Here is a 20,243-nt window from a genome sequence, read left to right as displayed (position 1 = left end):
CTCCGGGATCTCCGCGCTTTTTTTGAATTTTCCGCATTCCCTTCTATTTGTTCATTCAGTTCGGCCACTTTTTTCACCTGTTGCCCAAATTATTATTTTTTCAAGAATTGCTGTATCCGAAGGGCTGTCCGTCACAAAAATTCGTCCAAATCCACTGTTTTCCGCGATCTGCCGGATACGGTCGCTAACGACCACGAGCGGGATAGCCAACGCCAGGCTCCGGTTATTTTCACCCAGCATGATCAATAAGTTCTGTAGCGCTTCGCCGCTGGTCGCGGTGATCAGATCAAGCCGGTCTTGTCTGAGCAAATCCAGCACCGGCGCGGGATCTACAGACGGAATTACCCGGCGATACACATCGAGAGTGTCGACATCCGCGCCGCGCTGCTTGAGCTCCTGTCCGAGCTTTTCGAGGCCGCCGGCGCCGCGCACGATCAGGATGCGCCGCCCTGCAACGCTCTGCATCGGCGGCGTCGCCAGCAAGGCCTCGCTATCCGAGCCGTGTTCGGGCACAAGATCGGCCTTCAAGCCGGCGGCGTCGAGCGCTCTGGCGGTCGCGCGGCCGATCGCGGCAATCCGCATGCCGCGAAACTGGTCTATTTTGCCACCATTCGCGAGCAGAGCAAAATTTACTGCATTTGCGCTAATAAAAACAAGCCATTGGAATCGATGCAGGTGCGCCAGTGTCGCGGCGATTCGATCGCGGTCGTTGGCGGCAACGATGTCGATAGTCGGAAACGCGACCGCCACGCCATGTTGCTGCTCGATCAGGCTGCAAAGGTTGCCCGCCTGGCGCTCGGGGCGGGTGACCAGAATACGCGCGCCGTTCAGCGCATTCATTCCTGGTATAGCGCCGCGAGAATTCGATCCGCGCCTTGCGCGAGCAGGTCTTCGGCGATTTTTCTGCCCAGGGCTTCCGCCTGATCCAAGTCTTCCCAGCCTTCGCTGCGGTAAATCACCGAACCGTCCGGCGCGCCGACCAGGCCGCGCATGAACAGGCGTTCGCCGTGTTTTTCGGCGAATCCTGCGATCGGCACCTGGCAGCCGCCTTGCAGGCGGGCGTTCATCGCGCGTTCGGCCCGCACGCAGAGCGCGGTGTCGGCATCGTGCAGGGCGCTGAGTAGGGCGTTGATTTGATCGTCGTTACTGCGGCATTCGATGCCGATCGCGCCCTGGCCGATCGCCGGCAGGCTGAGACCGGGATCGAGGCGCTCCTTGATGCGGTCCTTCATGCCCAAGCGAATCAGGCCGGCCGAGGCCAGGATGATCGCGTCGAAATCGCCGGCGTCGAGCTTGGCGAGCCGGGTGTTCACGTTGCCTCGGAGTTGCAGGATTTCGGCATCGGGAAAACGCTGCTTGATCTGGCATTGCCGGCGCAGGCTCGAGGTGCCGATCCGGGCGTTGGCCGGCAAGTCGTTCAGACGGTCGAAACGGTTCGAGACGAAGGCGTCGGTCGGGTCTTCGCGTTGCAGAATGACTGCCAGATGCAGCCCTTCCGGAAATTCGACCGGCACATCCTTCATCGAATGCACCGCGATGTCGGCCTCGCCTTCCAGCATGCCTTGTTCGAGTTCCTTCACGAACAGGCCCTTGCCGCCGACCTTCGCGAGCGGCGCGTCCAGAATCCTGTCGCCCTTGGTGGTCATTTGCACCAGTTCGGTTTTGATGTCCGGAAAGTGTTGTTCCAGAAGTGCTGCGACATGATTGGCCTGCCACAGTGCCAGCGGGCTTTTGCGCGTTGCGATTCGGATCAGTTTCATGATTCGGGAAAAATTCTGTTGAGTGTAAAAAGTGGTGAAAAGCTATCGGTTCAGTTCTGCCAGCAGCTTCGCGTAAATGCCGCCGAAACTGCCGTTGCTCATCAACACGAAATGGCCGCCCCGGCGCGCTTCGAGCTTCAGCCGGTCGATGATCTGATCGAGGCTTTCGCAGATCTCGATATTCGCCGCGTGCTGTTTGAGTTGGCTCAAGTCCCAGCTCAGTTCTTTCGGCTGATAGATCAGCGCCTGATCGGCCTCGCGGAGTGAGTTGGCCAGGGTTTCGGTATGCACACCGAGCCGCATCGTATTCGAGCGCGGTTCGACGATCGCGATGATGCGTTCCCGGCCGACTTGCTTGCGCAGGCCGTCCAGGGTTGTCGCGATCGCGGTCGGATGATGCGCGAAATCGTCATAAATCGTGACGCCATTCAGCTTTGCGATCACTTCCATGCGCCGTTTGACATTCTGGAACAGGGCCAGGGCATTGATCGCCTCCCCCGGCAGAATGCCGACGTGGTGCGCGGCGGCAATCGCCGCCAGCGCGTTCGAGACATTGTGCTCGCCGGTCAGCGTCCAATCGACTTCGCCTTGCTTGTTGCCGTTGTGGAGCACCGAGAAGCGGCTGCCGTCGGCTTTGATCAGTTCCGCATTCCATGCCGATTTGCCGTTGATCGAAGTTTCTGCCACCGGCGTCCAGCAGCCCATGGCCAGCACGTCGCGGATATTGTGTTCGTTTTCGGGCGTGATGATCAGGCCTTGGCCCGGAATCGTCCTGACCAGATGATGGAACTGTTTCTTGATCGCGTCGAGGTCCGGAAAAATGTCCGCATGATCGTATTCGAGATTGTTCAAGATCGCGGTGCGCGGCCGGTAATGCACGAATTTCGACCGTTTGTCGAAAAACGCCGAATCGTATTCGTCCGCTTCGACCACAAAGAAAGACGATTCGCCGAGCCTTGCCGACACGCCGAAATTGAGCGGAATGCCGCCGATCAGGAAGCCGGGCTTGAAACCCTGATGCTCGAGTATCCAGCTCAGCATGCTGGACGTGGTCGTCTTGCCGTGCGTGCCGGCGACGCCGAGCACCCAGCGGTCCTGCAAGACGTGTTTGGCGAGCCATTCGGGGCCGGAGACATAATTCAGGCCAAGGTTCAGCACCGCCTCGGCTTCCGGGTTGCCGCGCGACAGCGCATTGCCGATGATCACCAGATCCGGTTTCGGATCGAGATTTTCGGCCCGGTAGCCTTCCATCAGCACGATGCCCTGGGATTCCAGTTGCGTGCTCATCGGCGGATACACGTTGTGGTCGGAGCCGGTGACCTGATGGCCCATTTGCCGGGCGATTACCGCCAATCCGCCCATGAAGGTGCCGCAAATGCCGAGTATGTGAATGTGCAAGGTTAAGTCCTGATCGCAGTTTTGCCGAGGGTTAAGACTGCTTATGATACTGTAGTGTGGGCGGATTGGTAAAACCGCGCTGACTTCTTTGTCGTCTCAAGGCTTGCGTTAGCGGCCAAGTTAAGATGAAATAAGGCCAATTTCCGATCGAAACCGGCTTGCCGGTCATGATTCCAATGATGATTCGAACATGAGCGAAAAAAATAAAATTCTTGTTGAAGCGATGCCGCATTATATCGAAGCGCAGTCCGCGCCGGACGAAGGGCGCTTTGTGTTTGCCTACACGATTACGATCACGAATGTAGGATCGGCCTCTGCGAAGCTGTTGACCCGGCATTGGCTGATTACCGATGCGAACGGCAAAATTCAGGAGGTCCGCGGCGACGGCGTGATCGGCGAGCAGCCGCATCTGAAACCGGGCGAGTCGTTCCGCTATACCAGCGGCGCGATGATCGAAACCCCGGTCGGCACGATGCAGGGCGAATACACGATGCGTACGGACGACGGCGATCAGTTCAATGCGCTGATTCCGCGCTTTACCTTGTCGATTCCGCGGACGCTGCACTAAGCCGATGGCGATTTATGCAATCGGCGATGTGCAGGGCTGCTACGACGACCTATTAAGGCTGCTCGATCGGATCGCGTTCGATCCGGCAACCGACTACCTCTGGATGGCGGGCGATCTGGTCAATCGCGGGCCGAAGTCGCTGGAGGTCTTGCGTTTCGTGAAGTCGCTCGGCGAGAGGGCGGTCACCGTGCTCGGCAACCATGATCTGCACCTGGTGGCCGCGCATGCCTCCGGCATCGTGCACAAAAAAGACACGTTCCGGCCGGTGTTGGAGGCCGAGGACGCGGACGAATTGATCGACTGGCTCAGGCGTCAGCCGTTGTTCCATACGAACGGCGAATTCTGCCTGCTGCATGCGGGTCTGCCGCCGCAATGGGATTTGGAAAAGACGCAAGCGATGGCCGCGCTGGCCGAACAGGTCTTGCAGGGCGACGATTACCGGTCTTTTTTGCAGGAAATGTACGGCAATCAGCCGAATCTCTGGTCGGACGATCTGGAAGGCGTGCCGCGGCTCCGCTTCATCGTCAATTGCTTCACGCGGATGCGCTTTCTGGATGCGGAAGGACGCCTTGATTTTACGCATGACGGCCGGCCCGGCTCGCAGCCGCCGCACCTGATGCCGTGGTTTGCCGCGCCGAACCGCAAGAATGCCGATTTGCGCATCGTCTTCGGGCATTGGTCGCAAGTCGGCTATTACGAAGGCCACAATTGTTACGGAATCGACACCGGCTGTCTGTGGGGAGGGCAATTGACCGCCCTGCGCCTCGGCGATCCTGTCGAAAGCATCGGCATAGACTGTCCCGGCTACCGCCGGCCCGGCAAGGCCTATTCGGATGCGGCCGGCGTGATCTGAAACGACGGATCATCAATCGGAGGTAGTCAATTCGCAGGCGGACAGCATGAGGTGGTGGGAGTTGATAGGTTCGAGTATCTTGGCGGTCTTGCCAAAAGCTTTTGGGGCTCGTTGTCGTGAGATTCCGCCATCAATCCTGATTGTGTTGGTCATTTATCGTGAAGAAGCCCTGAGCGGGTAGGAGGGGATATGAACATCATTTTGGCGCACGGTATTCTTGGGTTCGATAGAATCGGGCGACTGGAATACTTTAACGGCATCAAGGCGTATCTCGAAGGCAAATACGAGGGCGTGAAGGTTTTGACGACAGAGGTTAGTGCTACCGGCAGCATCGAAATGCGCGGCAAGCAACTGAGAACGCAAGTTTTGGAGGCATTCGGCAACAATGAGCAACCGCCAGTATTAAATCCGGAGGAGAAGGCGCACATCATTGCTCACAGCATGGGCGGCCTCGACAGCCGTTATATGCTATCTCCCGATAACGCGGACAATGAAACTATCGATACCGCGCAACTGATCGCCTCGTTGACTACGGTCGGCACGCCCCATAAGGGATCTCCGATCGCCGATTTACTCTATCCGCCGCTCGACGGCAGAGCCCGATTGAAAGTCTCGACCTTTCTGGAAGGTCAGGTTATCGCCTCGCTGGCGCTGGTCGGCATTTCTAACCAGGGTTTGCGGGACTTGACTGCTCCAAAAATGGCCGATTTTAATGCCAAATATCGGGACAGCGACCGTGTGAGTTATTTTTGGACCGCCGGCATCGGCAGATCGGCGACTGTAGAAACCAGCGTGCCTTTTTTACCGCTTCACGAGTACCTTGGCCTGATAGGCGAGTCCGAGGACGAAACAATAAGCGATGGCGTCGTGCCCTTGTCCTCCGCCAGGCGGGAAGAAACCGGTTGGGAACCGCTTGGCAGTCTGTGGGACGCCGATCATGCGGATGAGGTCGGGCATGATCTGGATAAATACCTTTCGCCTCGCGGCCTCATTACAGCCTTGGCGATTGCTTTAAGGCATGAGCCCCATATGGCGCCGCCACCGGCACGGATATTGACCAAATACGATGAAATCATCGCTCGCGTATCCTCGCTTTGAAAAATTGGGCAACGATGGCGAATTCGCCTCTCTCAGCGATTAGCTTTAATCCGATTGATGATCGTAATTAACGACAACACGAAGTTCTAACAAAGGAGCCATCACGATATGAATACCACACAAATGTGGCGATCCGATGAGTCCCGGGAGAAGAGGGCTAACTCATCCAATCGCGCACGCCTGTTCTATTTCGGAGCGGCCGTATTATTGTTGGCGTTGATGTTCCTCGGCTTCCAGCAGTTCTATCTGCACGGCAAGGCCTACCCCAACCGCGAACTCGCCCCGCCGATTCGAACCTTGCTGATTCTGCACGGCGCCAGCATGTTGATGTGGGTGCTGCTGTTCCTGGTCCAACCGCTGTTGATCGTGGCCGGTAACCGCCGCGTACACATGATGCTTGGTCGAATCGGCGCGGTGCTTGCGGTGGGTATCGTCATCCTCGGGTATCGGCTTGCGGTTGAAGCGACGCGAATAAAACCGCCCGAGATGAGGCTATGGGGGCTGGATCCGAAGCAATTCCTGGCCATTTCGATCATTAGCATTACGGTTTTCGCCGTTTTTGTAAGCGTTGGGGTCTGGAATCGGCGACGGCCGGAGGTGCATCGGCCGATGATGCTGCTGGCCACGCTGGCCGTGATACCTGCAGCGCTCGACCGCACCGAGTTCATCACCTCCCTCTACGCCGGAACTGTGTGGGGAGCCGTATTTGGTCCGTTTTTTGGGTCGCTGGTGATCGGGATGTTTTTGCTTGCCCTAAAGTGGCGGCTGACGCGGTCGTTAAACAAGTGGTTTGCGATCGGTTACGCAGGACTTGTCTTCTCCAGCGCGTCGATCATGCAGTTGGCGACGACCCGAGCCTGGGATCAATTTGCGAGCTTTTTGCTTGGGTGATGTCGAGTCGGATGCAGTCGGCGTGATCTGAAGCGGCTTAGCCGGCGGCGGTCAATTCGCTGATCGGCCAGCGCGGTTTGGCCTTGATCGTGAGCGCTTCGCTTTGCCCGGCCAGTAAACGCTGGCAGCCTGCATAGGCGATCATCGCGCCGTTGTCGGTGCAGAAGGCGGGTCGTGGAAAATAAATCTTGGCTTTCTCGCGTGCGGCCATCGCGCTTAGCGAGGCGCGGATTTGGGTGTTCGCGCTGACGCCGCCGGCGACCACCAGGGTTTTGAGTCCGGTTTGCTGCAAGGCGCGTCGGCATTTGATCGTCAGCGTATCGGCGACCGCGTCCTGAAAGGCGAGGGCGATGTCGGCCTTGTCCTCTTCGCTGCGCTCGCCGGCCTGAAACGTGTTTAAGGTGAAGGTTTTAAGGCCGCTAAAGCTGAAATCCAGGCCTGGACGATCGGTCATCGGGCGCGGAAAGTGAAAGCGAGCGTTGCCACGGGTGGCCAGGGCGGACAGCTTGGGGCCGCCGGGGTAGCTGAGCCCCAGCATCTTGGCGGTCTTGTCGAAGGCTTCGCCGGCGGCGTCGTCGAGCGATTCGCCGAGAATTTTGTAGTGGCCTATGCCGTCGACCTCGACCAGTTGGGTGTGGCCGCCGGAAATCAACAGCGCGACGAAAGGGAACTTGGGCGGTTCCGGCTCCAGCATCGGCGCGAGCAAATGGCCTTCCATATGGTGCACCGCGACCGCCGGCACCTGCCAGGCCCAGGCCAGGCCGCGCGCGGTCGCCGCGCCGACCAGCAGGGCGCCGATCAGGCCGGGGCCCGCGGTGTAGGCGATGCCGTCGATGTCGTTTCGGGTCAGGCCGCTGTCTCTCAGCGCCTGCCGGATCATCGGCGCCAGTTTCCGGATATGGTCGCGCGAGGCCAGCTCCGGTACCACGCCGCCGTACTCTTTATGCAGGTCGATCTGGCTGTACAACAGATCGGCCAGCAGGCCGCGTTCGGAATGGTAAAGCGCGACGCCGGTCTCGTCGCAGGAGGTTTCTATGCCTAAAACGATCATTGGGTTTTGAAAAGTGGTAAAAAGAAAGGTATAATTAGGAGTTTACTAGAGTGGGTGTGCTAACGCCCTTGTTTTATTCATATTAACACAACTGGAAATCTGGAAACGTATAATGCCGTCAGTCAAAATTAAAGAAAACGAACCTTTCGATATCGCCATTCGCCGTTTTAAACGCGCTTGTGAAAAAGCCGGTGTCTTGGCCGAAGTCCGTCGCCGCGAGTTTTATGAAAAGCCGACCACGGAACGTAAACGTAAAGGGGCGGCGGCTGTCAAACGTCACCTGAAAAAGCTGGCGCGTGAGCGTTATGCGTTGAAAAATCTGCGTCGCGGCCGTCCTGCGCTTTAATCGCAGGTTAGGATGATGGATTTATTGACGGACCGAATCAAGGAAGATATGAAAGCCGCCATGAAAGGCGGCGACAAATTCAAGCTGGGCGTGATCCGTTTGATTCTGGCGGCATTCAAGCAGGTCGAAGTCGACGAGCGTATTACGCTCGATAACGACCGGGCCATTCAGGTGCTGGACAAGATGCTGAAGCAGCGGCGCGAGTCGATCAAGCAGTACAGCGACGCCGGACGTAACGATCTGGCTGACATAGAAGAAGCGGAAGTCAAAGTCATTCAGGAATACTTGCCTGCGGCGCTGAGTGATGCCGAGATCGACGCCCTGGTTCAGGAAGCGATCGCCGAATCCGGTGCCGAAGCGGTCAAGGACATGGGCAAGGTGATGGGGCTGCTGAAGCCGAAAATGCAGGGGCGCGCCGACATGGCGGTGGTCAGCCAAAAAATCAAGGCTGGTTTGGGAGGCTAATCCTCTCGTTCAACCCTATTAATCTATGTCCGAGGGACGTATACCTCGTCAGTTCATTGATGACCTTCTGGTGCGGGTTGATATTGTCGACCTTATCGATGCGCACCTTCCTCTCAAAAAGACGGGGGCGAATTTTGTCGCCCGTTGTCCCTTCCATAGCGAAAAAACGCCGAGTTTTTCGGTCAATCGCGATAAACAGTTTTATCATTGCTTCGGTTGCGGGGTCAGCGGCAACGCGATTTCTTTTTTGATGGAATTCAACCGGCTTGACTTTGTCGAAGCGATCGAGGATTTGGCCGCGTTTGTCGGCGTCGATGTGCCGAGAGAGTCCTTTTCGGCGCAAAGTTCGCCGCAAAAAAAAGACGACCTCAATAATCTGTATCAGTTGATGGAGCAGGCGGCTCAGTTTTATACGGAGCAAATGCATGTCAAGGCAGGATCTGTTGCCAGGGATTATTTTCGCAGGAGGGGCGTCGGCGAGCAGGTGATGCGCGATTATCGGCTGGGCTATGCGCCCGATGCGTGGCAATCCTTGTCCGGGCGCTTTAACCAACAGGCCTTGTTGGATGCCGGACTGTCGGTCAAGAATGAGGCGGGTCATGTGTATGACCGCTTCCGCGGCCGGGTAATGTTTCCGATTCGCGACAAGCGCGGCCGCATCGTCGGCTTCGGCGGGCGCGTTCTGGACGATTCTTTGCCGAAATATTTGAATTCTCCGGAAACGTCCCTATTTCATAAAGGCAGAGAGGTTTACGGGCTTTATGAGCTGTTGAAGAAAAACAGCAAACCGGCGCAGATAATGTTGGTCGAAGGCTACATGGATGTGATCGCGTTGGCCGAATACGGCATCGACAATGCGGTGGCCGCTTTGGGTACCGCGGCGTCGCAGGCGCATGCGGAGCTGCTGTTCCGCTTTGCGCCGGAGCTGATATTTTGTTTCGACGGCGACCGGGCGGGAAGAGAGGCGGCTTGGCGGGCGATGGATGCGGTGTTTCCTTGTCTTCGCGACGGGCGGCAGGCGCGCATCATGCTGTTGCCGCAGGATGAAGATCCCGATTCGCTGGTGCGCAAGGAGGGTGTTGAGCGCTTTCGTGCGCGGATGCGTGAGGCTCAGGTCTTGTCCGATTATTTTTTTGCCGAGGCCGGCAAGGATTTGCAGTTGACCAGTCTCGAAGGGCGCGCGCAACTGGTCGGCAAGACCCGTCCGTATCTCGAAAAGCTGCCGGCGGGGATTTTCCGGGAAATGATGTTTGCGAGGCTCAAGACCTTGTCCGACACCAGCTATCTGGATGTTTTGCAAAATGAGGCTACACTTAGTCGAAATGTTCGGCCTGCAAATCCGCATGCGAAAGGCAGAATGACCTCCGCGCGCATGGCGATTGCGCTGCTGGTGCAAAATCCTAAATTGGCGATGCGCCCCGAATTGCAGGAAATCGACTGGACTACGCTGGCATTTTCCGGCGTCGAATTGTTTAGGCATATCGTACAGGCTATTTTGGCGCAAAAACCGGCCAATACGGCGGTATTGCTCGAGTCTTACCGCGGCTCGCCCGAGGAAAAGTCGGTCAAGGCGCTGGCGTTTCTGGATTTGCAAGCTTCTGACGAAGGGGTGGAAGCAGAGTTCTGTGATGCTCTTGTTAAATTGCGTATACAGTCCGCTGAAAACGAAGTCGAGCGGATCTACTCAAAAAAACAGCCGACGGCCGAGGACAAAGAATCTCTGCGAAGATTATATGCCCTTATATCGGCTCTCAAAAAAGTAGATGCCAAGCCATAAATTTATATAGTAGAATTAATAGTTACGTGTAGTTCTGCTGAATTACATATCCGGTGAGTGAATGATGAATCAAGAACAGCAACAGTCTCAGATTAAACAATTGATTGCCAAAGGCAAAATTCAGGGCTTCCTGACTTATGCCGAGATTAATGATCATTTGCCGAGCGATATCGTCGATCCCGAACAAATCGATGATTTCATCGGCATGATCAATGACATGGGCATCCAGGTCTATGAGGTTGCGCCCGATGAAGATTCATTGATTACCGATGCGGCGGCGGTCACCTCCGATGACGAAGATGCGGAAGAAGTTGCCGCGCTCGCGTCGGTCGACAGCGAATTCGGCCGGACCACCGATCCGGTGCGCATGTACATGCGCGAAATGGGTTCGGTGGAACTGCTGACGCGCGCGGACGAGTTGAAGATTGCCAAAAGAATCGAGGAAGGTCAGCAGCAATTGGTCAAGGCCTTGGCGCGGTCCTGCGTCGTGGTTGACGACTTCCTGCAATCCTATGATTCGATTTCGACCGAAGAAGGCGGCATCCGCCTGAACGATCTGATTACCGGTTTTGCCGATTACAGCGAGGCCGATGACTTGAGCGTGGCTCAGACCGGTGTGGATGACGTCGAAGACGCCGGGGCTGCCGACGAAGAACTGAAAGGTCTGAATCTCGAAGAAGTCAACGAGAAGATCGATAAGCTCAGGGCGCAATTGCAGGCCGCGACCAGTGCCTGCAAAAAATACGGCTATGCGAGTTCGGAAACCGAACAGGCCTTCGATGTGCTGGCCGATCTGTTCATGGAATTCAAGTGGACGCCGCAGTACCTGAAAAAGCTGTCCGGCATCATTCCGGAAGGCGTAGCAAGCGTGCGCGACCAGGAAAGAACGATCCTGGAAATCTGCACGAAGCATGCGAAAATGCCGCGCCCTGAATTTATCGCGCTGTTTACCGAAGACGAGAGCAGTCCTGCCTGGCTGGAGCGCTGTCTGGCGGATGGCGGCAAATACGCCGAAGTCTTGAAGCCTTACGAAAAAGACCTGCGCAGGGCGATCAAAAACCTGGGCGAGATCGAAGCGAAATTCGGCTTGACGATCAACGGCCTGAAGGACATCAACCGGCGCATGTCGATCGGCGAGGCCAAATCGCGGCGCGCGAAGAAAGAAATGATCGAGGCGAACCTGCGTCTGGTTATTTCGATCGCGAAAAAATACACCAACCGCGGCCTGCAATTCCTCGATCTGATCCAGGAAGGCAATATCGGCCTGATGAAGGCGGTCGACAAGTTCGAATACCGCCGCGGTTACAAGTTCTCGACCTATGCGACGTGGTGGATTCGGCAGGCGATCACTCGCTCGATCGCGGACCAGGCGCGCACGATCCGGATTCCGGTGCATATGATCGAGACGATCAACAAGCTGAACCGTATCTCCCGGCAGATTCTGCAGGAGTTGGGCCGCGAGGCGACCCCGGAAGAATTGGCCGTGCGCATGGAAATGCCCGAGGACAAGGTGCGCAAGGTTTTGAAAATCGCGAAGGAGCCGATCTCGATGGAAACGCCGATCGGCGACGACGAGGACTCGCATCTGGGCGATTTTATCGAAGATTCGAGGGTGCTATCGCCGGTCGAATCTGCTACAATTGCCGGCCTGCGTGAATCGACTCAAAATGTGTTGGCAGGATTGACCGCGCGCGAAGCAAAGGTACTCAGGATGCGTTTCGGCATCAACATGAATACCGACCATACGCTCGAGGAAGTCGGCAAGCAGTTTGACGTGACCCGCGAAAGAATACGCCAAATCGAAGCCAAGGCTTTGCGTAAGCTGCGGCATCCATCGAGATCGGAACAATTGCGCTGTTTCCTTGACGGCGACTAAGAAACGGACACGGGCCCTTAGCTCAGTTGGTTAGAGCTTCCGACTCATAATCGGCAGGTCGTAGGTTCAAGTCCTACAGGGCCCACCAAATCATTAAAAAGGCTGCCTTGCAGCCTTTTTGCGTATCAGGCTTTATATCATTTTTTAATAGGCACTTCTATGAGCAACAATTTCATTTTTACCTCGGAATCGGTTTCGGAAGGGCATCCGGACAAGGTCGCGGATCAAATTTCCGATGCGGTACTGGATGCGCTGTTGGCGCAGGATCCCAGATCACGCGTTGCATGCGAGACGATGGTAAAAACCGGGATGGTGATCATCGCTGGCGAGATCACGACCAATGCCTGGGTCGATCTGGAAGAACTGGTGCGCAAGACCGTTTGCGATATCGGCTATGATCACGGCGACATCGGTTTCGACGGCCATAGCTGCGCCGTCCTGAACGCGATCGGCAAGCAGTCGTCGGACATCGCGATGGGTGTCGATGAAGCACAAAACCATGAACAGGGCGCCGGCGACCAAGGCCTGATGTTCGGCTATGCGTCGAACGAAACCGACGTGCTGATGCCGGCGCCGATCCAGTATTCGCATCTGTTGGTCAAGCGCCAGGCCGAAGTGCGCAAGAACAATACGCTGCCTTGGCTGCGTCCGGACGCGAAAAGCCAGATCACTTTCCGCTATGAAAACCACAAGCCGGTGGCGATCGACGCGGTCGTTTTATCGACCCAGCATTCGCCGGACATCGGTAACAAAGCCTTGCATGAAGCGGTGATGGACGAAATCATCCTGCCGGTGCTGCCGAAGGAATGGATCCATAAGGACACCCAGTTTTTCATCAATCCGACCGGTCAGTTCGTGATCGGCGGCCCGGTCGGCGATTGCGGCCTGACCGGACGCAAGATCATCGTCGACAGTTACGGCGGCATGGCGCGTCACGGCGGCGGCGCGTTTTCCGGCAAGGACCCTTCCAAGGTTGACCGTTCGGCGGCCTACATGGCGCGCTATGTCGCGAAAAACATCGTCGCGGCAGGGCTTGCGGAGCGCTGCGAGATTCAGGTGTCTTATGCGATCGGCATCGCCGAGCCGACTTCGATCACGATCGAAACTTTCGGCACCGGCAAGATCAGCGAAGACCGCCTGGTTGAAATCGTCCGCTCGATTTTCGATCTGAGACCGAAGGGCCTGATCGCGATGCTGGATCTGTTGAAGCCGATCTATCAGCCGACCGCGGCTTACGGCCATTTCGGACGCACCGAGGACACCTTCACCTGGGAAAGAACCGACAAGGTCGAGGCATTGCTCGATGCGGCCGGAATTTAATAAAAGTACGGTAACGGAGAGAGATATGAGCCAAGATTATAAAGTCGCCGATATCGGACTTGCGGACTGGGGCCGCAAGGAAATCGCTATCGCCGAAACCGAAATGCCCGGCCTGATGGCGCTCCGCGCCGAGTACGGCGCCGAGCAACCGCTGAAGGGCGCGCGTATCGCCGGGTGTCTGCATATGACGATCCAAACCGCGGTGCTGATCGAAACGCTGACCGCACTCGGCGCCGAAGTGCGCTGGTCGTCCTGCAACATCTTTTCGACCCAGGATCATGCCGCTTCCGCGATCGCCGCGGCCGGCATTCCGGTGTTTGCCTGGAAGGGCGAGAACGAAGCCGAATTCGACTGGTGCATCGAACAGACGATCGAAGGCCCGAACGGCTGGCGTCCGAACATGATTCTCGACGACGGCGGCGACCTGACCTTGATGATGCATGAGAAGTATCCCGAGCTGATGGCAGGCGTCAAAGGCTTGTCCGAGGAAACCACGACCGGCGTCTTGCGTCTGCACGAACGGGTCGCGAAAGGCACCCTGAAAGTGCCGGCCTTCAACGTGAACGATTCGGTCACCAAGTCCAAGTTCGACAACCTGTACGGTTGCCGGGAATCCCTGGTTGACGGCATCAAGCGCGCGACCGACGTGATGGTTGCGGGCAAGATCGCTGTCGTCTGCGGTTACGGCGATGTCGGCAAGGGCTGCGCGCAATCGCTGCGGGGCCTCGGCGCGACGGTCTGGATCACCGAAATCGACCCGATCTGCGCGTTGCAGGCCGCGATGGAAGGTTATCGGGTCGTCACGATGGAAGAAGCCGCGCCGCACGCGAATATTTTCGTGACCGCGACCGGCAACGTGAACGTGATCACGCACGCGCACATGCAGGCGATGAAGAATCAGGCGATCGTCTGCAACATCGGTCATTTCGATTCGGAAATCGACATCGCATCGCTGCGTCAGTACACCTGGGAAAACATCAAGCCGCAGGTCGATCATGTGATCTTCCCGGACGGCAAGCGTCTGATCGTGCTGGCCGAAGGCCGCCTGGTCAATCTCGGTTGCGCGACCGGCCATCCGAGTTTCGTGATGTCCAATTCGTTCTGCAACCAGGTATTGGCGCAGATCGAACTGTGGAAGCATGCCGAGCAGTACGAAAACAAGGTTTATGTGCTGCCGAAGAAACTGGATGAAAAAGTCGCGATCCTGCATCTGGCGCAGATCGGCGTGCATCTGACCCGCTTGACCGAGGAGCAGGCCCGCTACATCAATGTGCCGGTAGAAGGTCCGTATAAGGGCGACTATTACCGTTATTGATCCATTCTCACTCCACTGTAGGACGGGCTGCCGCAGTTTCTGCAGCCCGTCTTCGCCCAGGCGCATCGAATGAAACCACGCTATACGCATCCGAAGGTATTAAGTTTTGAGTTTTACCCGCCGAAGACCGAAGAGGGCGCGGCAAACCTGAAGGTCGTTCATGAAAAGCTCGCCAGGCTGAATCCCGGCTTTTTCTCGGTGACTTTCGGCGCGGGCGGCTCGACGCGCGAGAAGACCTTCGATACGGTCGTCGAAATTCAGGCCAAGGGTATCGCGGCCGCGCCGCATCTGTCCTGTGTCGCCTCGACCAAGGACAATATCCGCACGATTCTGACGGATTACCAGAGCAAAGGCATCAGCAAGATCGTCGCGTTACGGGGCGATCTGCCGTCCGGCATGCTGTCGGCCGGCGAGTTCCGCTATGCGAACGAACTGGTCGAGTTTATCCGTAAGGAAACCGGTGACACCTTCGAAATTCATGTCGCGGCCTACCCGGAAGTGCATCCGCAGGCGCTGAATGCCGATGTCGATTTCGTGAATTTCAAACGCAAGGTCGATGCGGGCGCGAACGCCGCGATCACGCAATATTTTTACAACGCCGAAGCGTATTTTTATTTCCGCGACCGCTGCGAGCAAAACGGCATCGATGTTCCGATCGTGCCGGGCATCATGCCGATCACGCAGTATTCGCAGCTGTTCCGCTTCTCGGAAATGTGCGGAGCTGACATTCCGCGCTGGCTGCGCAAACGCCTCGAATGTCTCGGCGACGACCGCGCCTCGATCCAGGCCTTCGGTTTGGACGTGGTGACCGAGTTATGCCAGAAACTGCTCGAGCAGGACGCGCCCGGCCTGCATTTTTATACGATGAATCAGTCGGGGCCGACGCTCGCGATTCTCGAAAATCTGAAATTCTGGCCTCAGCCATAATCCGGGCCGCCCCTTGATGGGGCGCGCACCTGACCGGCCGAACCGTAGCCAAGCTCACCCTGATTGCGATGCGAATCTCCCGTCTCTATGTTCCCGAAGCGTTAAACTGCGGCCAGCACATCGAACTCGACGATGACAGCGCGCATTATGTCAGAACCGTGCTGCGGCTCGCGAAGGACGACAAGATCGTCTTGTTCGACGGCTCGGGCGCCGATTTCTTGTCGGTGCTGCTCGAAGTCAGCCGGAACCGGGTGGCGGTCGCGCTCGAACAGCGGCAGCCGCGCGATGTCGAATCGCCGCTGACAATCTGTCTCGGCCTCGGCATGGCGCGCGGCGACCGAATGGACCTGTCGGTGCAGAAGGCCGTCGAACTCGGCGTGAATCAAATGACGCCGATCGAGACCGAGCGCTGTCTGGTGCAGTTGAAGGGCGACAAGCGCATCCAGCGTTTCACGCACTGGCAGCGCATCATCCAGCATGCGGCCGAGCAGAGCGGACGGAGTGTGTTGCCGGAACTGTCGCCGATCACCCGGCTGCATCAATGGGTCGGCGAGCAGCAGGGGCTGAAGCTGTTCCTGGACCCCTATGCGGAAGTCACGCTGGCCGATTTACAGCCGGAAGACATGAGGGTGGCCCTGTTGACCGGCCCCGAAGGCGGCTTTGCCGACCATGAGCGAGAGGCCGCGAAGGCCGCCGGCTTCATTCCGGTACGGCTCGGCGGCAGGATACTGCGCACCGAAACCGCCTCGCTGGCGGCCCTATCCGCGGTGCAGATGCTGTGGGGCGATTTCCGTCTCGGTCCGAAAGGATGCTGAAGCGCAGTCTTTACATGCTTGTCCCGCTGGCGGTATTGCTGGCGGTTTCTGTGCTGTCCTGCCTGCTCGGCTATTTTCTGATCCAGATCGTCGGCGACCGTTTTACCCTATCCAAAGTCATCTCGAAGACCACGCTGATCTTCCTGGTGCTGAGCATCTTTCCGGCGATGCGCTGGCTCAAGATCAACCGCTCCGATTTGGGGTTCGCCTCCGGGAAAACATTACTCAAGCAGATCCCGCAAGGCTTCGCGCTCGGTTTGCTGACGCTGCTGCCGGTGCTCTGGCTCGAATATCAGCTGGGCATTCATAGCCTCGATCCGGCCAAGCACTGGACAGGCTTGTTGCTGGCGCAGAAAATGGGCTTGGCTTTACTGTTGGCCTTGTTGATTTCGCTGGTTGAAGAGCCTCTGTTTCGCGGCTTGCTGATCACATCCTTGGGCAGAAAAATGCCGCTCTGCACTGCGATTCTGGTCAGCGCGCTCTACTACGCCTCGCTGCATTTCTTGCGCAGTCACTCGGAGATTCCGAGCGATCAGGCGACCTTGACGAGCGGCTTCACGCTGCTCGGCGAAGCCTTCGACAGCCTGTTTATGCCGCTCTATTTGCCGGACTGGCTGGCGTTGCTGATGGTCGGCATGATTTTAGGCATCATCAGGACGCGCGCGCCCCAGAATCTGGGTCTGTGCATCGGCTGTCATGCGGCCTGGGTTTGGCAGATCAAAATCAGCAAAGCCCTGTCCATCACCCATTTCAAATCCCCTTACGGTTTTCTGGTCGGCCATTACGACAACGTGATCGGCTGGCTGGTCGCCGGCTGGTTGTCACTCGTCCTGCTTGCTTATTGGGTCTATCGGCGTTTTCGCGGCCTTTAGAAACCTTGCCTTCGCGGTGCGGCTCTCTTGCACATGGTCGACGATCGGCGCCGGATAGCCGCAGACGCTGTGTTTTTTGTCCCAGCGATGGATCGTTTCGGCCGGAAACTGACGCAGCTTAGGCAGCCAGCGAGTGATATAGCGGCAGTCCGGGTCAAATTTCTGTTGCTGCGTCCACGGGTTGAATATCCTGAAATAAGGCTGGGCGTCGCAGCCGGTCGAGGCCGCCCACTGCCAGTTGCCGTTGTTCACGCAGGGATCGTAATCGACCAGATGCCGGGCAAAATAGCGCTCGCCCCGGCGCCAGTCAATATGCAGATCCTTGACCAGAAACGAGGCGACGATCATCCTGACCCGGTTATGCATGAAGCCGGTTTCGTTCAGTTCGCGCATGCCCGCATCGACGATCGGAAAACCGGTCTTGCCTTCGGACCAGGCCTCGAAACGGTCGCGGTGATCATCCCATTCGACCGCTTCGAATTTCTCCACAAAAGCCCGACCGAACACGAACGGAAAGTGGTGGGCGATATGGGTGAAAAAGTCGCGCCAGTACAACTGGCGCAGCAGCGGATGTTCGCCGCCCAATTGCGTCATGATCGCATAATGCACTTCGCGCACCGAACAACAGCCGAATTTGAGGTGGGCCGACAGCTTACTCGTAGCGTCCAGCGCAGGGTAGTCGCGGCTGAGTCGATAATCGGCGAGCCGGTCGAGTTGATTTAGTAACACCAATGCATGATTGCGGCCGCCGGACATCACGTTCGGCGTTTGCTCGTCAGGTAAAACGCATTGTTCGAGAGTTACGCCGCTGTCGAAGCTCAAAAAATTCGAGCCGGCCAAGGCGCACGGCAGCTCGACCGGAATCTGTCGCGCCTTTTGATAAAATGCGGTGAATACCTTGTAGGGCGTGCCGTCGCTTTTCAATACGTCCTCGGGTTCGTTCAGCAGCGCATCCGCCAGTACATGCAGGATGATGCCGAGTTGCCGGCAAGTCTCTGCGATCTCATCGTCGCGGCGGCGGCTGAACGGCGTGTAGTCGCGGTTGATGAATACCGCTTCAATCTTCTGCTTAGCGAAAAGCTCCCGAATCACCCCGCAGGGATCGCCATGGAAAAGGGCGAGTTCGCCGCCTGCCGCAAGGCATTGCTTCTGCAAGTCGGCGAGCGCCTGCCGCATGAAGCGGAGGCCCGGCAGGCTCCGGTAGGGATGCGGCTCGATTTGCCGGGGATCGAGGATGAAACCGGGGATCACCCGTTCGGAAAGCTGCAGCGCTGCGTTCAGGCCGCTATTGTCTTCAAGCCGAAGGTCGCGCCGGAAGATGAACAGCGAGAGCCGGTAGCGGTGCATCGAACGGCTTGGCTATTCGATTGCGCCGGCCTGCTGCAGTGCCGTGCGCAAGGCCTCGACCCGCCGGCGGTTCACGCCGAAGTCGCTGTAGCCGACGCGCGAGGCGGAACGGACCTGGATCATGCCGGATTCGGCGTCGAGTATCGCGTTAACGTCATCGACAAAGCGGAAAATCAGGCTGGTCGCCTCCGCATGCAGCGTCGTTCCGCTCGCTTCGGTAATCACCGTGCGGCTTTGTTCGCTCAGCGCCTTTTTGAGTGCCGCAAAGGCATCTTCCGGCTTGCCCTTGATCTTGAACGGCGCGATAAAATGATCGCTGTCCGCCTGGCTCGACACGCAGTTCGGGCTGTTCGGGCACAGGGGCAGGCTGGTTGCGGCTTCTTTCGCTTCGGTCGGAGTGCTTAGCGTCATGATGATCAATCCTACAGAGAATAATAATTTGAGTGGCATAATGTTCAGGCGTTATATTCGCTCGGCGAGGGGAAGTGAAGTGTAGCATTGCGCTGCCAAAAATCGCCTTTTCGAGCGGCTATGGTAGCGTAATCGGACAAAGAAATTCCATAGCGTATAATGTCCTGAACACAATGTAACCGAACCATTCCCGTTTGCAACTTACCGGTACTCGCAATGAACAAAATCCCGATTGGCATCAGCAGTTGTCTGCTCGGCCAGGAAGTGCGTTTCGACGGCGGTCATAAGCACGACTCGTATATCACCGGCACGCTCGGCCAATATTTCGAGTTTCATCCGTTTTGTCCGGAAGTCGAGATCGGGCTCGGCGCGCCGAGGCCGATTTTGCATCTGGTCAAGGTTGACGGCAAGATCCGCTGCGTCGGCGTCAAGGACCCCGAGCGCGACGTGACCGAGCGCTTGCGAGATTATGCGGATCAGCTTAAAGACCGGTATGCCGAGTTATGCGGCTATATCCTGAAAAAAGGCTCGCCGAGCTGCGGGATGGAGCGCGTGAAGGTTTATACCGGGGCCCAGCCGCGGCCGGAAGGCGTCGGCATTTTCGCCGAGGCGATGATGCGGTTGAATCCCTTGCTGCCGGTCGAGGAGGAGGGCCGGCTCGGCGATCCGGGACTGCGCGAAAATTTCATTCAGCGCGTTTATGTCTATTACCGCTGGAAACGGCTGCTCGCCGAAGGCGTCAGCGCGCCAAGCCTAACCCGTTTCCATGCACGCCACAAGCTGATCATCATGAGCCACGGCGATTACCGCGAACTCGGACAAATGCTGGCCGACCTGAGCCAGGAGAACTTGGCCGAAGTCGCCGAACGCTATTTCGCCCGGCTGATGACAATGCTGAAGCATGTGCCGACCCGCAGCCAGCATGTGAATGTCTTGCAGCATATCCAGGGTTATCTGAAAAAGGAACTGAACGCGGACGACAAGGCCGAGATGGTCGAGGTGATCGAGCGCTACCGGCGCGGGGAAATCCCGCTGATCGTGCCGCTGACCTTGCTGAAGCATCATTTCCGCAAAGCCCCCGACCCTTACATCGAGGAGTCCTACTACATGTCGCCTTATCCGCAGGAATTGCGGCTGATCAACGCGTTATAAC

Annotated in this window: 20 protein-coding genes and 1 tRNA gene; 15 read left to right on the top strand and 6 right to left on the bottom strand. The window is 57.4% G+C overall.

The window, feature by feature from the left end; all coding sequences use genetic code 11:
- Window positions 1-51: 51 nt before the first annotated feature.
- The 3 genes from METLA_RS0109050 to mpl are packed head-to-tail and all read right to left on the bottom strand — an operon-like array spanning window position 52 to window position 3,158.
- Window positions 52-840 carry a uroporphyrinogen-III synthase gene (locus tag METLA_RS0109050; protein ID WP_024298249.1) on the bottom strand — a complete coding sequence of 263 codons (789 nt, stop codon included), beginning with the start codon at window positions 838-840 and terminating at the stop codon, window positions 52-54.
- A complete protein-coding gene (hemC, locus tag METLA_RS0109045; protein WP_029646553.1) occupies window positions 837-1,760 on the bottom strand; it encodes a hydroxymethylbilane synthase in 924 nt (307 codons plus the stop codon). The genes METLA_RS0109050 and hemC overlap by 4 nt, the downstream gene beginning before the upstream one ends.
- Before the next feature lie 42 nt (window positions 1,761-1,802).
- Complete coding sequence (gene mpl, locus METLA_RS0109040; RefSeq protein WP_024298247.1) at window positions 1,803-3,158, bottom strand: UDP-N-acetylmuramate:L-alanyl-gamma-D-glutamyl-meso-diaminopimelate ligase; 1,356 nt, start codon at window positions 3,156-3,158, stop codon at window positions 1,803-1,805.
- 190 nt (window positions 3,159-3,348) lie between these two features.
- Between mpl and apaG the strand changes: the two genes are divergently transcribed.
- The 4 genes from apaG (at window position 3,349) to METLA_RS0109020 (ending at window position 6,568) form a co-directional block, all read left to right on the top strand.
- Window positions 3,349-3,726 carry a Co2+/Mg2+ efflux protein ApaG gene (gene apaG / locus METLA_RS0109035; RefSeq protein ID WP_024298246.1) on the top strand — a complete coding sequence of 126 codons (378 nt, stop codon included), beginning with the start codon at window positions 3,349-3,351 and terminating at the stop codon, window positions 3,724-3,726.
- Between the two features lie 4 nt (window positions 3,727-3,730).
- The gene (locus METLA_RS0109030) at window positions 3,731-4,579 is read left to right on the top strand and encodes a symmetrical bis(5'-nucleosyl)-tetraphosphatase (protein ID WP_024298245.1); all 849 of its coding nucleotides are present in this window, start codon (window positions 3,731-3,733) and stop codon (window positions 4,577-4,579) included.
- 189 nt (window positions 4,580-4,768) lie between these two features.
- On the top strand, window positions 4,769-5,677 hold the full coding sequence (locus METLA_RS0109025) for a lipase family alpha/beta hydrolase (protein ID WP_024298244.1): 909 nt from the start codon (window positions 4,769-4,771) through the stop codon (window positions 5,675-5,677).
- 108 nt (window positions 5,678-5,785) lie between these two features.
- Window positions 5,786-6,568 carry a hypothetical protein gene (locus METLA_RS0109020; protein ID WP_024298243.1) on the top strand — a complete coding sequence of 261 codons (783 nt, stop codon included), beginning with the start codon at window positions 5,786-5,788 and terminating at the stop codon, window positions 6,566-6,568.
- Between the two features lie 37 nt (window positions 6,569-6,605).
- Here METLA_RS0109020 and tsaD read toward each other — a convergent pair whose 3' ends face one another.
- Window positions 6,606-7,619 carry a tRNA (adenosine(37)-N6)-threonylcarbamoyltransferase complex transferase subunit TsaD gene (gene tsaD / locus METLA_RS0109015; RefSeq protein WP_024298242.1) on the bottom strand — a complete coding sequence of 338 codons (1,014 nt, stop codon included), beginning with the start codon at window positions 7,617-7,619 and terminating at the stop codon, window positions 6,606-6,608.
- A gap of 112 nt (window positions 7,620-7,731) precedes the next feature.
- On the opposite strand from tsaD, the gene rpsU reads away from it, so the two are divergent.
- From rpsU to METLA_RS0108965, 10 genes are all read left to right on the top strand, one after another.
- Window positions 7,732-7,965, top strand: a complete 234-nt coding sequence (rpsU, locus tag METLA_RS0109010) for a 30S ribosomal protein S21 (protein WP_024298241.1) — start codon at window positions 7,732-7,734, stop codon at window positions 7,963-7,965.
- 15 nt (window positions 7,966-7,980) lie between these two features.
- A complete protein-coding gene (locus METLA_RS0109005) occupies window positions 7,981-8,430 on the top strand; it encodes a GatB/YqeY domain-containing protein (protein WP_024298240.1) in 450 nt (149 codons plus the stop codon).
- A gap of 25 nt (window positions 8,431-8,455) precedes the next feature.
- Window positions 8,456-10,207: a DNA primase gene (dnaG, locus tag METLA_RS0109000; RefSeq protein ID WP_024298239.1), complete on the top strand. Its 1,752-nt coding sequence runs from the start codon at window positions 8,456-8,458 to the stop codon at window positions 10,205-10,207.
- Between the two features lie 64 nt (window positions 10,208-10,271).
- On the top strand, window positions 10,272-12,083 hold the full coding sequence (gene rpoD, locus METLA_RS0108995) for an RNA polymerase sigma factor RpoD (protein WP_024298238.1): 1,812 nt from the start codon (window positions 10,272-10,274) through the stop codon (window positions 12,081-12,083).
- A gap of 11 nt (window positions 12,084-12,094) precedes the next feature.
- Window positions 12,095-12,171: transfer RNA gene (locus METLA_RS0108990), tRNA-Ile, on the top strand.
- Between the two features lie 71 nt (window positions 12,172-12,242).
- The gene (gene metK, locus METLA_RS0108985; RefSeq protein WP_024298237.1) at window positions 12,243-13,403 is read left to right on the top strand and encodes a methionine adenosyltransferase; all 1,161 of its coding nucleotides are present in this window, start codon (window positions 12,243-12,245) and stop codon (window positions 13,401-13,403) included.
- A gap of 25 nt (window positions 13,404-13,428) precedes the next feature.
- Window positions 13,429-14,718 carry an adenosylhomocysteinase gene (ahcY, locus tag METLA_RS0108980; protein ID WP_024298236.1) on the top strand — a complete coding sequence of 430 codons (1,290 nt, stop codon included), beginning with the start codon at window positions 13,429-13,431 and terminating at the stop codon, window positions 14,716-14,718.
- A 69-nt stretch (window positions 14,719-14,787) separates the two neighbouring features.
- Complete coding sequence (metF, locus tag METLA_RS0108975; RefSeq protein WP_024298235.1) at window positions 14,788-15,645, top strand: methylenetetrahydrofolate reductase [NAD(P)H]; 858 nt, start codon at window positions 14,788-14,790, stop codon at window positions 15,643-15,645.
- 68 nt (window positions 15,646-15,713) lie between these two features.
- A complete protein-coding gene (locus METLA_RS0108970) occupies window positions 15,714-16,460 on the top strand; it encodes a 16S rRNA (uracil(1498)-N(3))-methyltransferase (RefSeq protein ID WP_024298234.1) in 747 nt (248 codons plus the stop codon).
- Between the two features lie 14 nt (window positions 16,461-16,474).
- Entirely contained in the window at window positions 16,475-17,332 is an 858-nt protein-coding gene (locus METLA_RS0108965) for a CPBP family intramembrane glutamic endopeptidase (RefSeq protein WP_245598766.1), read from the top strand.
- Here the strand turns inward: METLA_RS0108965 and METLA_RS0108960 are convergent.
- Window positions 17,282-18,679, bottom strand: coding sequence for a cryptochrome/photolyase family protein (locus METLA_RS0108960; RefSeq protein WP_024298232.1), 1,398 nt, complete (start codon window positions 18,677-18,679; stop codon window positions 17,282-17,284). The two genes, METLA_RS0108965 and METLA_RS0108960, sit on opposite strands and share 51 nt — an antisense overlap.
- 12 nt (window positions 18,680-18,691) lie before the next feature.
- On the bottom strand, window positions 18,692-19,129 hold the full coding sequence (locus METLA_RS0108955; protein ID WP_024298231.1) for a DUF1499 domain-containing protein: 438 nt from the start codon (window positions 19,127-19,129) through the stop codon (window positions 18,692-18,694).
- A gap of 177 nt (window positions 19,130-19,306) precedes the next feature.
- On the opposite strand from METLA_RS0108955, the gene METLA_RS0108950 reads away from it, so the two are divergent.
- The gene (locus METLA_RS0108950) at window positions 19,307-20,242 is read left to right on the top strand and encodes a YbgA family protein (protein WP_024298230.1); all 936 of its coding nucleotides are present in this window, start codon (window positions 19,307-19,309) and stop codon (window positions 20,240-20,242) included.
- Window position 20,243: the final 1 nt, after the last annotated feature.

The sequence above is a fragment of the Methylomicrobium lacus LW14 genome, assembly GCF_000527095.1.
In the GTDB taxonomy this organism is placed as follows: domain Bacteria; phylum Pseudomonadota; class Gammaproteobacteria; order Methylococcales; family Methylomonadaceae; genus Methylomicrobium; species Methylomicrobium lacus.
The sequence above is the reverse complement of the archived record's forward strand: the minus strand, read 5'-3'. Positions and strand labels throughout refer to the sequence as shown.